The organism is Streptomyces sp. NPDC029956 (assembly GCF_055574655.1).
Genome location: NZ_JBVHZJ010000103.1, coordinates 1 through 14,880, shown reverse-complemented (window position 1 = coordinate 14,880; position 14,880 = coordinate 1). Strand labels below are relative to the sequence as shown.

Here is a 14,880-nt window from a genome sequence, read left to right as displayed (position 1 = left end):
GAGGCTTCCGTGGGGGTGGAGCAGTAGGATCGCGCGGTGGGGGTGCTTGTGGCGGGCGGACCGGACCATCCCCCACGGGGGTGCGTGCGCCGGGTCGTGGACGCCGTCGCCGGCGTCCACGGCTCCCCGCGTCACCCAGATCAGTTCGGTGTCGCTCAGCAGGGGCTCGGCGGTCAGACGCCGCAGGGTGTGCAGGGCGTCTTCGGTGGCCGTCCAGGGCTCGGAGGCGGGGCCGGCGGTGGCGTCCACCACGAGCTGGTCGGGGGCCGCGGTGTCATGCGCGAGCCGGTCGAGCAGGGTGTCGACGTCGGGGAACTCCGTACGGCCGAGGATCGCGACGGTCCGGCCGCGCCGGACCTCGGCGTCGTGCAGGACCGGGAACTCCAGGCGGTACAGGGGGGTCGGGGTGAGGGTGGCCCGCAGCTGGGCGGGGGTGACCTCGCGCAGGCGGAGCCGTGCGGAGGCGAGGGGGTTCCCTTCCGGGTCGGTGAGCCGCACCCGGGCGGTGGCGGTGTCCGCGTACCAGCGGACGTGGACCCGCGCTCGTGTCGCGTTCGCGGCGTGGAGCCGGACGTCGTGCCAGGCGAACGGGACGCGCACCGTGGCCCGTGGTTCTCCGCTGCCGGTGAGCGGGGCGGCGGTGTGCAGGGCCGCGTCCAGGAGGGCGGGGTGCAGCACGTGGCCGCGCGGTGAGAGTCCTTCGGGCAGCTCGACGAGGCCGTACGCCTCGTCGTCGTGCCGCCACAGTTCCTTCAGGCCCTGGAATGCGGGCCCGTAGAGCACTCCGTCAGCGCGGAACCGCTCGTACAGGGCGTCCGTCGCGAAGCGCTCGTCGGCGGCCGGTTCCCGGGCGTCCGTCGGCCACCGGTCGGCGCCGGCATCGGCGTCGGTCGGGGTCGCGTCGGTGGTGTCGTGGTCGCCGGTGTCCAGGCGTCCCTCGGCGTGCAGGCGCCAGGCCGCCGGGCCGGATGTCTCGGGGCGGCTGTGCAGGGTGATGTGCCTGCGTCCGTCGGCCTCCGGGCCGACCCTGACCTGAAGGCGCGCCGTCTCGGTGAGCACCAGCGGTTCGGTGAGCGTGAGTTCGGCGATGCGGGCTCCGCCGGCGCCTCCGCCGGAGGTGACGGCGCCGGCCGCGGCGGCCACGACGTCCAGGAGCGCGGCTCCCGGGACGACGACCGTGCCGAACAGCTCGTGGTCGGCGAGCCAGGGGCTCCGGCGCGGGTCGATCCGGCCGGTGAGCAGGTGCCCCTCGTCGGGGGCGAGTGCGACCCGGGCGCCCAGCCAGGGGTGCGTGGGTGCGCCGTCGAGGCCGGCGGTGCGGACGTCGCCGGCGGCCTCCGGGGCCGTCAGCCAGTACGGGCGGCGCTGGAAGGCGTACGGGGGGAGCGGGACGAGCCGGCCGTTGGCGTGGCCGGGCAGTCGGTTCCGGTCGAGCGGCTGGCCCGTGACGTGCAGGTGGGCGAGGGCGGTGAGGAGGGTGCGGACCTCGCCGGTGGTCTCGCCGCGCCGCATGCTGGGCACGAAGCGGGCGTCCTTGAGCGTCTCGGCGCCGGTGGCGGACAGGACGGCCTCGGGGCCGCATTCGAGGAACCGGGCGATGCCGTGGCGTTCCAGGGTCCGCAGGACGTCGCCGAACCGGACGGCGTCGCGTGCCTGGCGTACCCAGTGGTCCGCGGAGCGGACGCCGGTGCCGGGCGGGGTGTCGGTGCCGGCCCAGGCCCCTGTCAGGGCGTCCACGAGGGGGATGCGGGGTGCGTGGAACGCGCAGCCCGCCGCGACGGCGGCGAACTCGTCGAGGACGGGGTCCAGGTGGGCGCTGTGGAAGGCGTGCGAGACCTTGAGCCGGCGGGTACGCCGGCCTTGTTCGGCGAAGTGGCGGGCGAGTGCGAGGACGGGTTCCTCGTCGCCGCTGAGCACCGTCTGCGAAGGGGAGTTGAGGGCGGCCACGGAGACGCCGTCGTATGCGTGGAGGGCCTCCAGGACCTCGTTCTCCGAGGCTTCGACGGAGACCATGGCGCCGTCGGTGCGGCAGGACTGCATCAGGCGGCCGCGGGCGACGACGAGGCGTGCCGCGTCTTCGAGTCCGAGCACACCGGAGACGTGCGCGGCGGCGAGCTCTCCGACGGAGTGTCCGGCGACCGCCGTCGCGGTGACGCCCCAGGTCTCCCACAGCCGGTAGAGGGCCACTTCGAGGGCGAAGAGGGCGGGCTGCGCGTACTGCGTCTCGTCCAGGCGTTCCGTGTCGGCGCCGAGAACGATCTCGGCGAGTGAGCCGTCCAGGTGCTCGTCGATCGCCGCGCAGGTGGCGTCGAAGGCCGTGCGGTACGCCTCGAAGTGTTCGTACAGGCCGCGTCCCATGGCAGCCCGCTGGCTGCCCTGTCCGGTGAAGAGGACTCCGAGGCCGCCCTTGACGGCCCCGCCCCGCACGACGGCCGGGTGGGAGGTGCCGAGGGCGAGGGCGCGCAGGGCGGTGGCGGTCTCGGCGGCGTCGGTGGCGAGGACGGCGGCACGGGTGTCGAACCGGGTGCGCCGGGCGGCGGTCGCGGCGACGTCGGCGAGCGGTGTCGCCGGGTGCTCGTCCAGCCAGGTGGCCCAGTGGTCTGCCTGTGCGCGCAGCGCGTCTTCCTCCTGGGCGCTGAGGAGTACGGGGACGGGGGTGGTGCTGACAGGGGTGGCGTCGCCGGCTCGTGCCGGGACGGTTTCGGTTCCGTGCGGGGGTGCGGGGTGGGTCTCCTCGGTGTCGGTGGGTGCGGGGTGGGGGGCTTCCTCGATGACGACGTGGGCGTTGGTCCCGCCGATGCCGAACGAGGAGATGCCCGCCCGCCGGGGCCGCGCGGCGTCCCTCGGCCAGGGACGTGCCTCGCCCAGAAGCTCCAGACCGCTGCCGTCCCACTCGATGTGCGGACTGGGCACATCGGCGTGCAGCGTCCGCGGCAGGCACTCGTTCTGCAACGCGAGCACCATCTTGATCACACCGGCCATGCCCGCGGCCGCCTGCGTATGACCGATGTTCGACTTCACCGAACCCAGACGCACCGGCCGACCCGCCTCACGCCCCGGCCCGAACACCGCAGCCAACGCACCCGCCTCGATCGGATCACCCAAGGACGTACCCGTCCCATGCGCCTCCACCGCGTCCACATCACCCGGAACCAACCGCGCCGACGCCAGCGCCTGCTCGACCACCCGCTGCTGAGCAGGACCGTTCGGCGCCGTCAGACCGTTGCTCGCACCGTCCTGGTTCACCGCCGTCCCCCGCACCAGAGCCACCACCGCACGCCCGCCCCCGCGCGCCGTCGACAACCGCTCCAGCACCAGCACACCCACACCCTCGGAGAACGCCGTGCCATCGGCACCCGCACCGAACGCCTTGCACCGCGCGTCCCCGGCCAGCCCCCCATGGACACTGAACTCCTCGAACAGACCGGGCGTCGCCATCACCGACACACCCGCGACGACCGCCCGCTCCACCTCACCCGACCGCAACGCCTGCACCGCCTGATGCAAGGCCACCAACGACGACGAACACGCCGTGTCCACCGTCACCGCCGGACCCCGCAACCCCAACGTGTACGAAACCCGCCCCGACAGCACACTCGGCGAGATACCCGTCATCACATAGCCCTCGACGCCTTCGGTGCCGCCGTGCATCGCGTATCCCGAGGGCATCGCTCCGACGTACACGCCGGTGTCGGTCCCTCGCAGGTCGTGGGCGTCGATGCCCGCACGCTCGACGGCCTCCCAGACCGCCTCAAGGAGCAGACGCTGCTGGGGGTCCATCGCCAGCGCCTCACGCGGACTGATCCCGAAGAACGCGGCGTCGAAACCACCCGCCCCCGCCACGAACCCACCGGCCCGCACATAGTCCCCACCACCGGCAGCGACCTCCCAGCCACGATCGACCGGGAACCCGCCGATCGCGTCACCACCCTCCGCCAGCAGACGCCAGAACGCCTCAGGACCCTCGGCAGCCCCCGGGAAACGGCAGCTCAACCCCACGATCGCCAACGGCTCGTGCCGGTCGTCGGCGCCGGTGCCGGCCTCGGGCGCGGTGGGGGCCGGCGTGCCCGGGGCATCGGGCGTCGGGCATTCCTGCCGCAGGCGTCGTGCCACCGCCTCGGGGGTCGGGTGGTCGAAGACCAGCGTCGTCGGCAGACGCAGTCCGGTCGCGGTGTTGAGCCTGTTGCGCAGTTCCACGGAGAGCAGGGAGTCGAAGCCGAGGGACTTGAACGCCGCGTCGGGAGCGACCTCGTCCGGGCTCGGGTGTCCGAGCACCGCGGCGGCGTGGGAGCGCACCAGGCGCAGCGTGGTCTCGTCCCGTTCCTCCTCGGGCACTCCGGCGAGGAGGGCGGCGAGGGAGGGGGCCACGTCGGCCATGGGGGCGGGTCCGGTCGGTGCCGGGCGCCTGGGCCCGGCACCGGTGAGACCGCGCAGGGCCGGCGGTACGGCGCCGACGGCGCCGCGCAGGGCGGTGGTGTCGAAGCGGGCGGGTACCGCGACGGCGTCGGGGAAGTCCCAGGCGGCGTCGAGGAGGGCGAGGGCCTGGTCGGTGTCGATCGGCAGGACGCCCGAGCGGGCGAACCGTGCGTGGTCCGTGTCGGCGAGTCCGGCGGTCAGACCGCTCTCCTGCGCCCACAGACTCCACGCCAGCGACTGCCCCGGCAACCCCATCGCACGACGACGCTGCGCCAGACCGTCCAGGAACACATTGGCCGCCGCGTAATTCGCCTGACCCGCAGCACCCAACACACCCGACATCGACGAGAACAACACGAACGCCGAAAGATCCGACCCCCGCGTCAACTCATGCAAATGCCACGCCCCATCCACCTTCGGACGCAACACCGACTCCACACGCCCCACCGACAACGACTCCACCAGAGCGTCATCCAAAGCACCCGCCGCATGCACCACCGCACCCAACGGACGATCCACACCCACCGAAGCCAACAACGCACCCACCGCACCACGGTCAGCCACATCACACGCCACCACCCGCACCGACTCCGCACCAGCAGCCTCAAGCCCCGCCACCAACTCCGAAACCCCAGCCGCCGCACCCCCACTCCGCGACACCAACAACAGATGACGCACCCCATGACGCACCACCAGATGCCGCGCCACCACACCACCCAACGTCCCCGTACCACCCGTCACCAGAACGGTGCCGTTCGGGTCGAGGGCCGGCGCGGACGTCGTGGGGGCGGTCTCGGCGGGTATCAGGCGCGGGGTCAGGGCGAGCCCGTCGCGCACGGCGAGCTGCGGCTCCTCGGTGTAGGGGAGCGAGTCCAGCGGAGGCCCGAAGGCGTCGGTGTCCTCGAGGTCGACCACGGCGAAGCGGCCGGGGTGCTCGGTCTGAGCCGATCGGATCAGGCCCCAGACCGCCGTCCCCGGCAGGTCGTCGACGTCGGCGCCGGCCTGATCGGCGACCGCGCCGCGGGTGAGCAGCACGAGCCTGGTGGTGTCGAAGCGCCGGTCTGCGAGCCACGCGTGCAGCAGGCCGAGGGTCTGCCGGGTGCGCCGGAGCGTCGTCTCCGGGACGGTGTCGTGTTCCTGCTCGGACGGCGGGGTGCAGGGCACGAACACCAGGTCCGGTGCTTCTCCGCGCGTCTCGATGTCCTCCGCGAGGGCCGCCAGGTCGTCGAACCGTTCGTAGGGTGCCAGTGCTGCGTACGGTCCGCCGCGGCCGGGTTCGGGTGTGTCGCCGGCCGTGTCGGGGACGAGGCTCGTGAGGACCGCGCAGCGGGCGGCGACCGGACCGCCGGTCGTCGGCGCCGGGTTCCAGACGAAGCGGTGCAGGCGTGCCGCGCCGTCCTGCGGAGCGGCGATCGCGCCGACGGGTACGGGGCGCAGCACGAGGCGGCCGACCGAGGCGACGGGGCGGCCGTGTCCGTCGGTCGCCTCCAGGGCGAAGTCGCCCTCGGGCAGTCGTGTCACGTGTACGCGGAGGGTCGTCGCCCCCGTCGAGTGCACCGCGACCCGCTGCCACAGGAACGGCAGCCGGACGGCGCCTTCGCCGTCGCTCTCGCGGTGCAGCAGTCCTGCCGCCTGCAGGGCCGCGTCCATCAGGGCCGGGTGCAGGCCGAACCCGGTTCCGCGGCCGTGGTCGGTCGCGGAGGCGTCGAGGTGCACCTCGGCGAAGGCCTCGTCGTCGAGGAGCCAGGCGGCGCGGAGGCCCTGGAACGCGGGGCCGTAGCCGTAGCCGAGTTCGGCGGCCCGGACGTAGTGGTCGTCGACGGCGAGGGGCTCGGCGCCTTCGGGCGGCCACACGGCCGTGCGGGCGGCGGGCAGGGCTGTCGTGGCGGTGGTGACGACGCCGGAGGCGTGGCTCGTCCACTCCGCGTCCTCGGGGGCGTCGTCCTTCCTGGAGAACACCTCGACGGTGCGGCTTCCGGGGCCGGTGGGTGCTCCGACGCAGACCTGGAGGCGGGTCGGGGTGCCGTCGAGCGGCAGGGGGGTGTGCAGGGTCAGTTCGTCGAGGTGGTCGTGTCCGGTGCGGGCGGCGGCGTGCAGGACGAGTTCCAGGAAGCCCGTGCCGGGCAGCAGGACGGTGCCGGAGGCGCTGTGGTCGGCGAGCCAGGGGTGGCTGTGCAGGGAGACCTCGCCGGTGAGGACGGTCTCGCCGGTGCCGGGGGACGTGACGGCCGTGGTGAGGAAGGGGTGGCCGGCGGTGTCCGGTCGTGCGGCACCGGCGGCGGGGCGGGGCGGCAGCCAGAAGGTCCGGTGCCGGAAGGCGTAGGTGGGCAGCGGGACGGTCTTCGCCCCGGCGAAGAGGGGCTGCCAGTCGATCCGGGCGCCGTGCGCGTACATCTCGGCGAGGCCGCGTACGAACTCCTCCGGTTCTCCTTGGCCGCGCCGCAGGGTGCAGACGGCAGCCGCCTGGGCTCCCGTCTCCTCCAGGGTCTCCAGGACGCCGACGGACAGGAGGGGGAGCGGGGAGACCTCGAGGAAGCAGGTGTGGCCGTCGTCGAGGAGGGCCCGGGTGGCGTGGTGGAACCGTACGGTCTCGCGCAGGTTGCGGCTCCAGTAGGGGGCGTCGAGTTCCCGTCCGTCGACGCGGGTTCCGGTGACGGTCGAGTAGAAGGGGATGTCGCCGCTTCGGGGCCGCAGGTCGTGGAGGGCTTCGGTGAGGCGGGGCAGGAAGCGGTCCATGTGGGGGCTGTGCGAGGCGCAGCCGGCTTCGAGCCTGCCGCAGGGCACGTCCTCGTCGTCGAGGACGGCCAGCAGGTCGTCGACGGCGTCCGCGTCGCCGGCCACCACCACGGAGCGGGGCGAGTTCACGACGGCCACGTGGACGGGTGCGCCGAGTGCGGCGATGCGTTCCCGTACGGCGTCCTCGGGCAGTTCGACGAAGGCCATCTCGCCGCCTCGGGCCTCCTCGTGGAGGACCCGGCTGCGCAGCGCCACGATGCGGGCGCCCTCGGGGACGGTGAGGATGCCGGCGACGACGGCGGCGGCGACCTCGCCCTGGCTGTGTCCGACGACGGCGTCCGGCCGGACGCCGAGCGAGCGCCATACGGCGGCGAGGCCGAGGTACATGGTGAACAGCGCGGGCTGGGCTATGTCCATGCGGTCCAGGGGGTGCGTGTCCGGGGGCAGTTCGCCGCGCAGCAGGGCCTCGACGGACCAGCCGGTGAGGGGTTCGAGTGCCGTGTCGCAGGCGCGTACCGAGTCTGCGAACACCGGGGAGTGTGCCAGCAGGGCCGCGCCCATTCCGGTCCACTGGGTGCCCTGTCCGGGGAAGACGAACACGGTGGCGGGGGTGTCGGCGGCGGTGCCGGTCACGGTGCGGGCGGCGGGTTCGTCCTGTGCGAGGGCGACGAGCGCGGCGTGCAGTTCCGTGCGGTCGGAGCCGTGGACCGCGCCTCGATGGTGCAGGGCGGCGCGGGTGGTCGCCAGGGACAGGCCGAGGTCGGCGGGGTCGAGGTCCGGGTGTGCACGGAGGTGGTCGGCGAGCTTCTGCGCCTGGGCGCGCATCGCCTCCGCGGTGTGTCCGGAGATCACCCAGGGGACCGTCGTGGTGTCGAGCGGGGGTGCGGGGTGGGTCTCCTCGGTTTCGGTGGGTGCGGGGTGGGGGGCCTCCTCGATGACGACGTGGGCGTTGGTCCCGCCGATGCCGAACGAGGAGATGCCCGCCCGCCGGGGCCGCGCGGCGTCCCTCGGCCAGGCGCGTGCCTCGCCCAGAAGCTCCAGACCGCTGCCGTCCCACTCGATGTGCGGACTGGGCACATCGGCGTGCAGCGTCCGCGGCAGGCACTCGTTCTGCAACGCGAGCACCATCTTGATCACACCGGCCATGCCCGCGGCCGCCTGCGTATGACCGATGTTCGACTTCACCGAACCCAGACGCACCGGCCGACCCGCCTCACGCCCCGGCCCGAACACCGCAGCCAACGCACCCGCCTCGATCGGATCACCCAAGGACGTACCCGTCCCATGCGCCTCCACCGCGTCCACATCACCCGGAACCAACCGCGCCGACGCCAGCGCCTGCTCGACCACCCGCTGCTGAGCGGGACCGTTCGGCGCCGTCAGACCATTGCTCGCACCGTCCTGGTTCACCGCCGTCCCCCGCACCAGAGCCACCACCGCACGCCCACCCCCGCGCGCCGTCGACAACCGCTCCAGCACCAGCACACCCACACCCTCGGAGAACGCCGTGCCATCGGCACCCGCACCGAACGCCTTGCACCGCGCGTCCCCGGCCAGCCCCCCATGGACACTGAACTCCTCGAACAGACCGGGCGTCGCCATCACCGACACACCCGCGACGACCGCCCGCTCCACCTCACCCGACCGCAACGCCTGCACCGCCTGATGCAAGGCCACCAACGACGACGAACACGCCGTGTCCACCGTCACCGCCGGACCCCGCAACCCCAACGTGTACGAAACCCGCCCCGACAGCACACTCGGCGAGATACCCGTCATGACGTGGCCTTCGACTCCCGCGCCGGTCGCGTCGGTGTCGGTGCCGTATCCGGACGGCGAGGCTCCGATGTAGACGCCGGTGTCGGTGCCCCTCAGGTCGTGGGCGTCGATGCCCGCACGCTCGACGGCCTCCCAGACCGCCTCAAGGAGCAGACGCTGCTGGGGGTCCATCGCCAGCGCCTCACGCGGACTGATCCCGAAGAACGCGGCGTCGAAACCACCCGCCCCCGCCACGAACCCACCGGCCCGCACATAGTCCCCACCACCGGCAGCGACCTCCCAGCCACGATCGACCGGGAACCCGCCGATCGCGTCACCACCCTCCGCCAGCAGACGCCAGAACGCCTCAGGACCCTCGGCAGCCCCCGGGAAACGGCAGCTCAACCCCACGATCGCCAACGGCTCGTGTGCCGCGTCCTGCGCCTCGTCCAGGCGTCGGCGGGTGTCGCGGAGTTCGATGGTGACGCGCTTCAGGTAGTCGAGCAGCTTGTGGTGCTCGTCCGGCGACTGCACGCTCGGCGTTGCCGGGACATTGACGCCGGTCATCGGCCCATCCTCAGGTCGTTGTCGATGAAGTCGAAGAGCTCGTCGGCCGTGACGGCCTCGAGCCCGAGGTCGTGCTCCTCGGGGGCGCCGGTCGCGGCGGGTCCCGCGGGCGCCCCCTCCTGCCATGCTGCGAGGAGGTCGGTGAGCCGGCGGGTGACCGCCGCGTGCTCCTCGGGGTCCGGAACCGTCAGGGTCGTGTCGCCCGCGGTGACCTCGGCGAGCAGCTCGTCCACGCGGGCGCGGAGGGATGTGCCGGGCTTCTCGGCGGGCCGTGTCCGTGGTGTCATCCGGTCGCGGATGTGGCGGGCGGCCGCTTGGGGGGTCGGGTGGTCGAAGACCAGCGTGGCCGACAGGCGCAGTCCGGTCGCGGTGTTGAGCCTGTTGCGGAGTTCCACGGCGATGAGGGAGTCGAAGCCGAGGTCCTTGAACGCCGCCGTCGCCCGTACCTGTACCGCTTCGGCCGGTGAGAGACCGAGCACGGTCGTGGCCTGGGCCAGCACCGTGTCGAGGACGATCTTGTCGCGCTCGGCGTCGGTGGCGGCCTCGGCGAGTCGCCGGACCAGGTCCGGTTCGCTCCGGTCGGTCGCGGCCGGGGCCGGGGTGTCCGCCGTGGTGGCGCGGCGCAGCGGCACCGCTTCGGTGACGCCGCGCAGGACGGCGGGCAGGATCGCGGCGTTGCCGCGGAGGAGACGCAGGTCCCAGCGGGCCGGCAGGAGTACGGCCTCGGGGGACCGCATCGCCGCGTCCAGCAGGTCGAGTCCGTCCTCGGTGCGCAGCGGGGTGAGCCCCGCCGAGGTCATGCGGGTCCGCTCCGTGTCGGCGAGTCCGGCGGTCAGACCGCTCTCCTGCGCCCACAGACTCCACGCCAGCGACTGCCCCGGCAACCCCATCGCACGACGACGCTGCGCCAGACCGTCCAGGAACACATTGGCCGCCGCGTAATTCGCCTGACCCGCAGCACCCAACACACCCGACATCGACGAGAACAACACGAACGCCGAAAGATCCGACCCCCGCGTCAACTCATGCAAATGCCACGCCCCATCCACCTTCGGACGCAACACCGACTCCACACGCCCCACCGACAACGACTCCACCAAAGCGTCATCCAAAGCACCCGCCGCATGCACCACCGCACCCAACGGACGATCCACACCCACCGAAGCCAACAACGCACCCACCGCACCACGGTCAGCCACATCACACGCCACCACCCGCACCGACTCCGCACCAGCAGCCTCAAGCCCCGCCACCAACTCCGAAACCCCAGCCGCCGCACCCCCACTCCGCGACACCAACAACAGATGACGCACCCCATGACGCACCACCAGATGCCGCGCCACCACACCACCCAACGTCCCCGTACCACCCGTCACCAGAACGGTGTCGCTCGGGTCGAGCGGGCGGGGGAGGGTGAGGACGACCTTGCCGACGTGCTTGGCCTGGCTCATGTGGCGGAAGGCGTCGGCGGCGCGGCGGATGTCCCACACCGTCAGGGGGTGGGGCCGCAGTACACCGCGTTCGAACAGGTCGACGATGTCGGTGAGCATCTCCCGCATGCGGTCGGGCCCGGCCTCGGGCATGTCGAAGGCGCGGTAGGAGACCCCCGGGTACCGGGCCGTCACGTCGTCGGCGCTCCGGATGTCCGTCTTGCCCATCTCCAGGAAGCGGCCGCCGTCGGCCAGGAGCCTCAGGGAGGCGTCGACGTACGGGCCCGTGAGGGAGTTCAGTACGACGTCGACCTTCCGGCCCGCGGAGCGCGGGATCTCCTCCTCGAACGCCAGGGTCCGCGAGGAGGCGAGACGTGAGGGGTCCAGGCCGAGTTCCGCCAGGGCGTCCCACTTGCCGGTGCCGGCGGTCCCGTAGACGTCGGCTCCGAGGTGCCGTCCGAGCTGCACGGCGGCCATGCCCACGCCGCCGGCGGCGGCGTGCACGAGGAGCGTCTCGCCGGGGCGGATCTTCGCGAGGTCCACGAGGGCGTAGTAGGCGGTCAGGTAGACGATGGGCACGGTGGCGGCCCGTGCGAAGGTCCAGTCGTCGGGGAAGCGCACCACCATCCGGTGGTCGGTGACGGCCAGGGGCGCGAAGGATCCCTTGAACACGCCCATGACCCGGTCGCCGGGTGCCAGCCCGGTGACGCCCGGTCCGACCTCCGTGACGACGCCCGCTCCCTCGCTGCCCATGACCTGCTGGTCCGGCACCATCCCGAGGGCGAGGAGCACGTCGCGGAAGTTCATTCCCGCTGCTCGCATCGAGACCCGCACCTGCCCGTCGGTGAGCGGTGCCGCGACATCGGGGCACGCCTGCGGGACGAGGCCGTCCAGGGTGCGCCCGGAGGGTTCAAGGCGCCACGGGATGCCGTCGGCGGGCAGCACCAGGTCGTCCGTGTGCGGCACCGCCTTCAGCGTCGGTACGTACGGTGTGCCGGCGCGCAGAGCGAGTTGTTCCTCGGCGGAGGCCCAGCGGGCGAGGGCGTCCGCCGAAGCCGTACTGTCGTCGATGTCGGCGAGGCCGAAGCGGCCGGGGTGTTCGGTCTGCGCGGAGCGGATCAGGCCCCACACGGCGGCCGCGGCCGGGTCGACGGCTGTGGCCACGGGACCGACCTGGACGGCGTGGCGGGTGAGAACGACCAGGCGGGAGGCCTCGCACCCTTCGGTGCCGAGCCATTCCTGGACGATGCCGAGGACGTGCCCGACGGTCCGCCGTACGTCGCCTGCTTCGCCGGTCGCGGACACGCAGCCGTCGCCGGTCGCCGGTACGGGGCACGGGACGAGGACCGTGCGGGGGACGGCCGCACCGGCCCGGACGGCGGCCGTCAGCGCGCCGAGGTCCGGATAGACGGTGTCCCGCGTGCCCGTCGTGGTGGGCCGGAGCGCCACGGGGCCGACGAAGGCGGTCTCCGGCCGGTCTCCGGAACCGTCCGGAGTGCGGGCGTCGGACCGCGCCTCCCACTGCGGCCGGTAGAGACCGTCGTCGCCGGACGTGCGTACCGCGCCCAGGCTGTCCGCCGGAACGGGCCGGGAGACGAGCGCGCCGACGGTGGCGACGTCGAGGCCGCGGGGGTCGTACAGGCGTATCGACACGCCCTCGCCCTCCGGGGCGGGGGTGACGTGCACCCTGAGGTCGGTGGCACCCACCGCGTGCAGGACGACTCCCCGCCACGAGAACGGCAGTGTGATCTCGCCGTCGTCCTCGCTGCGGCCGCCCGACTCCGCGGCGTGCAGGGCGGCGTCGAGCAGCGCCGGATGCAGCCCGTAGGCGCCCGCCGCCTCCCGCTCCGCCCCGCCGAGGGCGATCTCGGCGAAGGTCTCGTCGCCGCGGCGCCAGACCGCTCGCAGTCCCTGGAACGCCGGACCGTAGTGGTAGCCGCTCTCGGCGACCCGCTCGTAGAACCCCGTGAGGTCGACGGGCTGCGCGCCCTCCGGGGGCCACTCCTCCCGCTCCCGGTCCGGGGCGGCTGCCCCGGGGGAGAGCAGTCCGTACGCGTGACGGGTCCAGGCGTCCGCGGCGGACCCCGTCTCGGGCCGGGAGTAGACGCTCACCTCCCGCCGGTCGTCGTCGTCGGGGCCGCCGACGACCACCTGGACGTGGACACCGTCGTGCGCGGACAGCGCCAGGGGTGCGTGCAGGGTCAGTTCGTCCAGCGCCGGGCAGCCGACCTGATGGCCGGCCCGGACCGCGAGCTCGACGAAGGCCGTGCCGGGCAGCAGCGGGGTGTCCGCGACGGCGTGGTCGGCGAGCCAGGGGTGGCGGTCCAGGGAGATCCGCCCCGTGAACAGGTGGCCCCCGGAGCCGGGCAGGTCCGTCGAGGCGCTCAGCAGCGGGTGGTCGGCCGTGCGGAGCCCGGCGGCGGTCATGTCCGCCGTCCCGTGCTGCTCGTGCGCGGCGGCGTACGGGTAGCGCTTGTGCTGGAAGGCGTACGTCGGGAGGGGTACGCGGCGGGCCCCGGCGGGGAAGAGCCCCGGCCAGGCCACCGTGGCACCGGCGACGTGGGCCTCCGCCACCGAGGTGAGGAACCGGGCCGGGCCGCCGTGACCGCGGCGGAGCGTGCCGATGACCGAGGCGGACGGGGCCGCCGATTCCAGCGTCTCCTGGGCGCCGACGGCGAGGACCGGGTGGGCCGACACCTCCACGAACAGGCGTGTGCCGTGGGCCGCCACGGAACGCAGGGCCTTCTCGAACAGGACGGTCTGCCGGAGGTTCGCGTACCAGTACGCGGCGTCCATCGTCTCCGTGGCGATGGCGTCCCCGGTCACCGAGGAGTACAGGGGGATCGGAGCGGGCCGCGGGGCGATGCCCTCCAGCACGCCGACGACCTCGTCACGCAGCCGGGCCATCCCAGGGGAGTGCGAGGCGTAGTCGACGGCGATCCGGCGTACGCGCACGCCGTCGGCCTCGCACCGGGCCGTGAGGGCGTCCAGCGCGTCCGTCGCCCCCGAGACGACGGTGGAGAGCGGGCCGTTGACGGCCGCGACGGCGAGGCCGTCGTGCTCGGCGACGAGGTCGCGCGCCGTCGCCTCCGGGAGGGCCAGGGAGACCATCCCGCCTTCTCCGGCGACCTGCCGGAGCGCGCGGCTGCGGAGGCAGACGACGCGGGCGCCGTCCTCAAGGGAGAGCGCTCCGGCGACGACGGCCGCGGCGATCTCGCCCTGGCTGTGTCCCACCACGGCCGACGGCCGGATGCCGTGCGCCTGCCACAGAGCGGCCAGCGACACCATCATCGCGAAGCAGACGGGCTGGACCACGTCCACCCGGTCCCACAGGTCCCCGGCGTCGGATGCGCCGACGACGTCCCTCAGCGACCAGTCGACGTAGGGGGCGAAGGCCTTCTCGCACTCCTCCATGCGGCGCGCGAACACCGGCGAGGAGTCCAGCAGTTCCCGGCCCATGCCCGGCCATTGCGAGCCCTGGCCGGGGAAGACGAACACCGTGTCCCCGGTGCCGTGGGCGACGCCGGTGACCACGCCCGCGTCGGGGGCGCCGGCCGCCAGCGCGTCCAGTCCGGTCAGGAGTTCCTCCCAGCCGTCTCCGACGAGCACGGCCCGGTGCTCGAAGAGGGACCGGTGCGTCGCCAACGACACGCCCACATCGGCGGGGGTCAGCTCCGGGTTCGCCCTGACGTGGGCGGCGAGCCGTTCCGCCTGACCACGGAGCGCCTCGGCGCTGCGCGCGGACAACGGCAGCGCGACGGCGTGCCCCTGTGCGGACGCCTCGGGCTGTTCGAGGCGGTCGTGCTCCGGGTGGTGGTGTGCCGGGTCGGGGGTTTCGTGGTGTGCGGGGTCGGTGGATTCGTGGTGTGCGGGGGTTCCGTGGTGTGCGGGGGCTTCTTCGAGGACGAGGTGGGCGTTGGTGCCACCGATGCCGAAGGAGGAGACTCCGGCCCGGCGCGGGGTGGCGCTCTGC

Annotated in this window: 2 protein-coding genes; both read right to left on the bottom strand. The window is 73.4% G+C overall.

All coding sequences use genetic code 11. The annotated features are described in order from the left end of the window. Positions 1–9,477, bottom strand: a 9,477-nt coding sequence (locus ACZ4XX_RS39605) for a type I polyketide synthase (RefSeq protein ID WP_468512663.1), incomplete at its 3' end; no start/stop codon positions are given. Beyond that, positions 9,474–14,880, bottom strand: a 5,407-nt coding sequence (locus tag ACZ4XX_RS39600; protein WP_468512662.1) for an SDR family NAD(P)-dependent oxidoreductase, incomplete at its 5' end; no start/stop codon positions are given. The genes ACZ4XX_RS39605 and ACZ4XX_RS39600, both read right to left, overlap by 4 nt.